Origin of the sequence: Streptomyces katrae, from assembly GCF_000966975.1 — a bacterium.
Classification (GTDB): domain Bacteria; phylum Actinomycetota; class Actinomycetes; order Streptomycetales; family Streptomycetaceae; genus Streptomyces; species Streptomyces katrae.
The window spans coordinates 1-6,045 of sequence record NZ_JZWV01001181.1; the positions used below are offsets into that span (position 1 = coordinate 1).

A 6,045-nucleotide genomic window follows, 5' to 3' on the forward strand; every position below is an offset into this window, starting at 1 on the left:
GTCCTCCCGGCCGGGCCGCCGTTCGGCACGGATGGGTCAAGTCCGGTGACCCGGAAGGCAATTCGACCTAGGGTGCGCCCGTACGGACAACGGATACGAACTGGGGGGTTCATGCGTAGATCCAGAGGGCTGGCAGCCGCTCTCGCCCTGTCGCTGGCCGGCACCGGGGCGGTCGTGGGGCTCGGCCTCGTCCCGCAGGCCGCCGCCGTCACCCCGCCCGTGGCCTTCACCGCCGACGCGCTGCCCACCTGGCAGCCCAACGGCATCGTCTGGGCCCTCGCCGAGGCCGGGGGCACCGTCTTCGTCGGCGGGACCTTCTCCGCCGTCCGCCCGCCCGCCGGCGGCGCGGGCAGCGAGCAGCCGGCGGTGAACTTCGCCGCCCTCGACGCGGCGACCGGCGCCCCGACCGCCTGCACGCTGTCCTTCACCATCGGCAGCGGCACCGCCACCGTCCGCGCGCTCACCCTCTCACCGGACAAGAAGACGCTCTACGCGGGCGGCTACTTCGGGGCCGTCAACGGCACGCCGGTCTCCAGCATGGCCGCCATCGACGTGGCCACCTGCACCGTGAAGCCGTCCTTCCGCCCCGCCTTCGCGGCCACCGTACGGGCCATCGCCGTCTCCGGCGACACCGTCTACGCGGGCGGCGACTTCCTCGGCGTCAACGGACAGCCCAGGCAGCGCTTCGCCGCCGTCGCCGCCGCGGACGGGGCGCTGCGGCCCTTCACGGCCGACGCGGACGAGCCGGGCCGCGCCGTCGAGGTGACCCCGGACGGCAAGAACGTCCTGCTCGGCGGTGACTTCTTCACCGTCAACGGGACGAACACGCACGCCCTGGCCGTCGTCGACTCCGCCACCGGCGCCCTCACCAAGGGCTACCCGGGCTTCATCGAGACCAACTCCGTGGTCAAGGACATCGCGACCGACGCCACCGGCTTCTACACCGCCAACGAGGGCACCGGCGGCGGGGTCTTCGACGGCCGCATCGCCCTCGACCTCTCCGGCTTCGGCCAGCGCTGGCGCGACACCTGCCTGGGCGCCACCCAGGCCGTGCTGCCGTACCAGAACGTGCTCTACAGCGCCTCGCACGCGCACGACTGCTCCAGCGTCGGCGAATACCCCGACGGCCAGCGCCACCACCTGCTGGCGCAGCCCACCACCAGTGTCGGCAAACTGGGCTGGGCGCCCGACACCAACGACGGCGTCGGCGAGGGCATCGGGCCGCGCGTGATGACCGTCGGCTCCAAGGGCGGGACGCAGTACCTGTGGGTGGGCGGCGAGTTCACCACCGTCAACGGCGCGGCGCAGCAGAGCCTGACCCGGTTCTCCTCCACGGGCGACACGGGCGCCCCGACGGTTCCCCTGGCCAGTGCCGCGAGCGTGAAGCCCGGCGCGGTCCAGGTGCGCTGGCGCACCAGCCTCGACCTCGACGACAGCGCGCTCACCTACCGGATCTACCGCAACGGCGCGGCGTCCCCGATCGGCACGGTCACCGCGGACTCGCTGTTCTTCAAGCGCCCGCAGGCCTCCTGGACCGACACCACCGTCCAGCCCGGCCAGTCGTACACCTACCGGGTGACGGTCACCGACGCGGCGGGCAACGTCAGCGCCCTCTCGGCCCCGGCGGCCGTCACCGTGCCGACCTCGCCGGAGGCGTACGCGAACCAGGTCCGCGCGGACGGCGCCCAGCTGTACTGGCGCTACGACGACGCGGTGCTCCCGTACGTCGCCGACTCCTCGGACGGCGACCAGGCGGGCGTCCACCACTACGGTCCGGCCCTGCGCCAGACCCCGGGGGCGGTGGCCGGCGCGAGCACCGCGATCGGCTTCAACGGCACCGACGCGCACGTGTACGGCGACCGCCGCCAGACGGTGGGCGGCAGCTACAGCATCGAGACCTGGTTCAGGACGAACACCACCCGCGGCGGCAAGCTCGTCGGCTTCGGCAGCCAGCAGATCAACGGCAGCGGCCACTACGACAAGCACGTCTACATGACCGACGACGGCCGGCTGGTCTACGGGGTCTACACCGGCGCGACCCGGACGATCACGACCGCCGCCGCGTTCAACGACGACAAGTGGCACCACGTCGTCGCCACCCAGGGCCCCGGCGGGATGGCCCTGTACGTGGACGGAGTCCAGCGCGGCACCCTCAACGTCACCACCCACGAGAACTACACGGGCTACTGGCGCGTCGGCTTCGACGGACTCGGCGGCTGGCCGGACCGTCCCACCAGCGAGCACTGGGCGGGCCTGATGGACGAGACGGCCGTCTACCCGGCCGTCCTGAGCGCGGCGCAGGTGCAGAACCACTACGCCCTCGCCTCCGCCCCGGCCGACTCGACCGTCCAGGTCACCGCGGCCGAGGACACTTACGCCAACGCGGGCGCCCCGGACGCCAACTACGGCACCTCCGGCTCCCTGGCCGTGCGCGGGACCTCCCTCTACACGAGCTACCTGCGCTTCGACCTGCCGGCGGCCCCGGCGGGCAAGGTGCTCAAGTCGGCCACGCTCAGCGTGAAGACCAGCACGATGGCCGGCGCCGGCACCACCGACACCGTCTCGGTCGTCCCGGTCACCGGCGCGTGGACGGAGGCCGGCACCACGTACAACAACCGCCCGGGCACGGGAGCCCCGGCGCTCGGTGCCTTCCCCGGGGTCCCGGACGGCTCGGCGGTGCACACCGCCGGGCTGAACACGGCCGCCGTGGCCGGCGCGCTGGGTGGCTCCTACAGCCTGGCGCTGACCAGCGCCGGGACCGACGCCCTGTGGCTGTGGTCCTCGGAGGCGGCGGCCGGTGAGGCGACGCCGAGGCTGACGCTCACCTTCGGCGCCCCGTAGCGGCGGCGGGAGGCACCCTGCCGCCGGGCCCCCGGCCCGTCCTACGCCCGACGGCCGTGGTGGACGTGCTCCAGCACCTGCCGCAGCAGGGCGGTGACGTGCTCGTCGTGCAGCTCGTAGACCACGCTGCGCCCGTCGCGCCGGCCGGCCACCAGGTCGAGGTGGCGCAGCAGGCGCAGGTGGTTGGAGACGGTGGGCTGGCCGAGGCCGAGCGCCTCGGCCAGCTCCCCGACCGAGCAGGGCGCCTCCAGCAGCCGGGCCAGGATCCGGATCCGGGCGGGCGAGGCGAGGCCCTGCATGACCTCCGCGACGGCCGCGGCGTCGGGCTCGGTGAGCGTGTGTTCCATGGCCCCACCCTAGATCGCCGTATCAGGGGATCGACACATCGGAACATCACGACTTCCACAGGTCGACACATTTCGATGTCTTGATATATTGATGCCATGAACGTCGTGCTGAAGAAGGCAGCGGAGCGCGCGGAGCCGGTCAGCGCCCTGCTCGCCCTCACCGTCTACCTCACCGGCCTGACCCTCCAGCTGACCGGCAACGGCGGCCCCGCCGCACAGGCCCTCTTCATGGCCGCCTACGCCTTCGGCGGCCTCTTCACCCTCCGTGAGGCCCTCGGCGCCCTGCGCAAGGGCCGCTTCCAGGTCGACTTCCTGATGCTCGTCGCCGCGGCCGGCGCCGCCGCGATCGGCCGCTGGGAGGAGGGCGCCGTCCTCCTCGTCCTCTTCAGCGTCGGCCACGCCCTGGAGGAGTACGCCCTGGGCCGCGCCCGGCGCTCCGTCGAGGCCCTCGGTGCCCTCGCCCCCCGCACCGCCCTCGTCCGGCGGGCCGCGGGCGCCACCGTCGAGGTGCCCGTGGAGGAGCTGACCGTCGGCGACACCGTCCTGGTCCGCCCGCACACCCGCGTCCCCGCCGACGGCTTCGTCGCCGCCGGCAGCGGCAGCGTCGACCAGTCGCCCATCACCGGGGAGAGCGTCCCCGCCGACAAGACCCCGGTCCCCGACCGGGCCGCCGCCCTCGCCGGCCCCTCCGCCACCGGCCCGGAGAACCGGGTCTACGCCGGCACCGTCAACGGATCCGGCTCCCTCGAGGTCGTCGTCACCCGCCTCGCCGCCGACAACACCCTCGCCCGGGTGGTCCGCATGGTCCAGGACGCCGAGGAGCGCACCTCACCCACCCAGCGCTTCACCGACCGCTTCCAGAAGGTGTTCGTCCCCGGAGTGCTCGCCCTCGTCGCCGCCCTGCTCGGCTACGGGGCCCTCACCGGCGAGCCCTTCACCGACAGCTTCTACCGGGCCATGGCCGTCCTCGTCGCCGCCAGCCCCTGCGCCCTGGCCATCGCCACCCCCGCCGCCGTCCTCAGCGCCGTCGGCCGGGCCGCGCGCGGCGGCGTACTCGTCAAGGGCGGAGCCCCGCTGGAGGAGTTCGGCCGCCTGCGCACCCTCGCCTTCGACAAGACCGGCACCCTCACCGAGGGCCGCCCCCGCCTGACCGAGGCCGTGACCGCCGACGGGGCCGCCCGCGAGGAACTGCTGCGCACCGCCGTCGCCGTCCAGCGCCTCAGCGACCACCCCCTCGCCCAGGCCGTCGTAAGGGACGCGCCGCCCCCGCCGACCGGGACCAGGACCGCCGAGGCCACCGGCCTGCGCGCCGTCATCGGCCGCGGGGTCAGCGCCGAACTCGACGGCGAGCCCGTCCACATCGGCAGCCTCTCCTACGCCGACGCCCTCGCCGGCCCGCCCGTACCGGCCGCCCTGCGCGACCGCACGGAGGAACTCGCCCGCACCGGCCGCACCACGATGCTGGTCCGCCGCGGCGACCGCTGGCTGGGCACCCTCGGCCTGATGGACGCCCCCCGCCCCGAGGCCGCCGGGACCGTGGCCGCCCTGCGCGGCCTCGGCGTGACCCGCACCGTGATGCTGTCCGGCGACGACCAGCGCGTGGCCGACGCCGTGGGGAGCGCCGTCGGCATGGACGAGGCGCTCGGCGGCCTGATGCCGCAGGACAAGGTCACCGAGGTGGCCCGGCTGCGCCGCACGGCCCCCACGGCCATGATCGGTGACGGGGTGAACGACGCCCCCGCCATGGCCGGGGCCACCGTGGGCGTGGCCATGGGCGCCGCCGGCTCGGCGGTGGCCCTGGAGACCGCCGACATCGCCCTGATGTCCGACGACCTGCGCCGCCTGCCCTTCGTCACCGGCCTCAGCCGCCGGGCGAGCCGGATCATCCGGCAGAACCTCTGGCTGAGCCTGGGCATCGTCGCCGTCCTCGTCCCGGCCACCGCCCTCGGCCTGGGCATCGGCCCGGCGGTCCTGGTCCACGAGGGCTCCACCCTCGTCGTGGTCGCCAACGCCCTGCGCCTGCTGCGCTACCGGGAGCGGAGCTGAACGGCGGACCCGCGCGGGCGCGCCTCACCCTCCGGGGTGGGGCGCGCCCACCTCCAGGAACCGGCGCCCGCGCGGGCCCCGGTAGACGAGGCAGTCCCAGCCGTGGCGCTCCAGTTCCTCCGCGCACGCCGCCAGGCGCTCCGCCTCCTCCCCGGCGGCCCCGCTGCCGGGCGGGCCGGCCCAGGTGACCTCCACCAGCCCCCGCGCCCCGGGCGCCACCCGGTAACCCGTGCGGCTGCGCCGGCCGGCCGGGTCCACCGCCGACGGCGGGAACCCGGCCGCCTCCAGGACCAGGGCCACCGCCCGCGGCATCATCCGCAGTTCCCACGGGGCGGGCCCGCGCTCGCCGCCCGTCAGCAGGCGGCGGATCTGCAGCAGCCCCTCGTACGCGGTGCGCAGCTCCGCCGCCCGTCCGGCACCCGACGGCTCCGCACCGTCGCCCGTCGCGGGCTCGAAGCCCTGCCCCTGGGGATCCGCCACCACGCCCGCCCTCCGCCGTCTGAGTACCCCGGTCCAACGGCCTGAGTACGCGCGCCGATTCCCCGCCGCGCCGGCGCTGCTGGAATGACGCCATGACCTCGCCGACCCCCCGCCCGCACCTGCAGCGGGTGACCTGCGCCGGATCCGCCCTCGCCGTGGCCCTCGTACCCCTCGTCGTCGGGGTCCTGGCCGCCAAGGGGCTCGGCGCCGACCCGCACACCCCGGTCAACGCCCTGATCGCTGGCGGCGGCCAGCGCGCCGGGCTGCCGCGCGCCGAATGGAGCCGGCGCGGCCACGGCGCGGTGCGCCGGCTGCGGACGGCCCGCCGGAC

5 protein-coding genes are annotated in these 6,045 nt (G+C 75.2%); 3 read left to right on the top strand and 2 right to left on the bottom strand.

Annotated features, from left to right (window positions below):
• Positions 1 to 111: 111 nt before the first annotated feature.
• Positions 112 to 2,841 (top strand): DNRLRE domain-containing protein, encoded by a 2,730-nt coding sequence (locus tag VR44_RS34550; RefSeq protein ID WP_211275186.1) that lies wholly within the window; start codon positions 112 to 114, stop codon positions 2,839 to 2,841.
• Between the two features lie 41 nt (positions 2,842 to 2,882).
• Here VR44_RS34550 and VR44_RS34555 read toward each other — a convergent pair whose 3' ends face one another.
• Entirely contained in the window at positions 2,883 to 3,188 is a 306-nt protein-coding gene (locus VR44_RS34555) for an ArsR/SmtB family transcription factor (RefSeq protein WP_045951599.1), read from the bottom strand.
• 96 nt (positions 3,189 to 3,284) lie between these two features.
• On the opposite strand from VR44_RS34555, the gene VR44_RS34560 reads away from it, so the two are divergent.
• Positions 3,285 to 5,234, top strand: coding sequence for a heavy metal translocating P-type ATPase (locus tag VR44_RS34560; protein WP_045951600.1), 1,950 nt, complete (start codon positions 3,285 to 3,287; stop codon positions 5,232 to 5,234).
• Positions 5,235 to 5,258: 24 nt separating this feature from the next.
• On the opposite strand, the gene VR44_RS34565 is transcribed toward VR44_RS34560, so the two are convergent.
• Positions 5,259 to 5,714, bottom strand: a complete 456-nt coding sequence (locus VR44_RS34565; RefSeq protein WP_045951602.1) for a hypothetical protein — start codon at positions 5,712 to 5,714, stop codon at positions 5,259 to 5,261.
• 92 nt (positions 5,715 to 5,806) lie between these two features.
• On the opposite strand from VR44_RS34565, the gene VR44_RS34570 reads away from it, so the two are divergent.
• Positions 5,807 to 6,045: hypothetical protein (locus tag VR44_RS34570; RefSeq protein ID WP_045951601.1), on the top strand; the 239-nt coding region annotated here is incomplete at its 3' end.

Coding starts and splice junctions, on each gene's coding strand:
- VR44_RS34560 (WP_045951600.1), top strand. CDS start 3,285: ATGAACGTCGTGCTGAAGAAGGCAGCGGAGCGCGCGGAGCCGGTCAGC.
- VR44_RS34550 (WP_211275186.1), top strand. CDS start 112: ATGCGTAGATCCAGAGGGCTGGCAGCCGCTCTCGCCCTGTCGCTGGCC.
- VR44_RS34555 (WP_045951599.1), bottom strand. CDS start 3,188: ATGGAACACACGCTCACCGAGCCCGACGCCGCGGCCGTCGCGGAGGTC.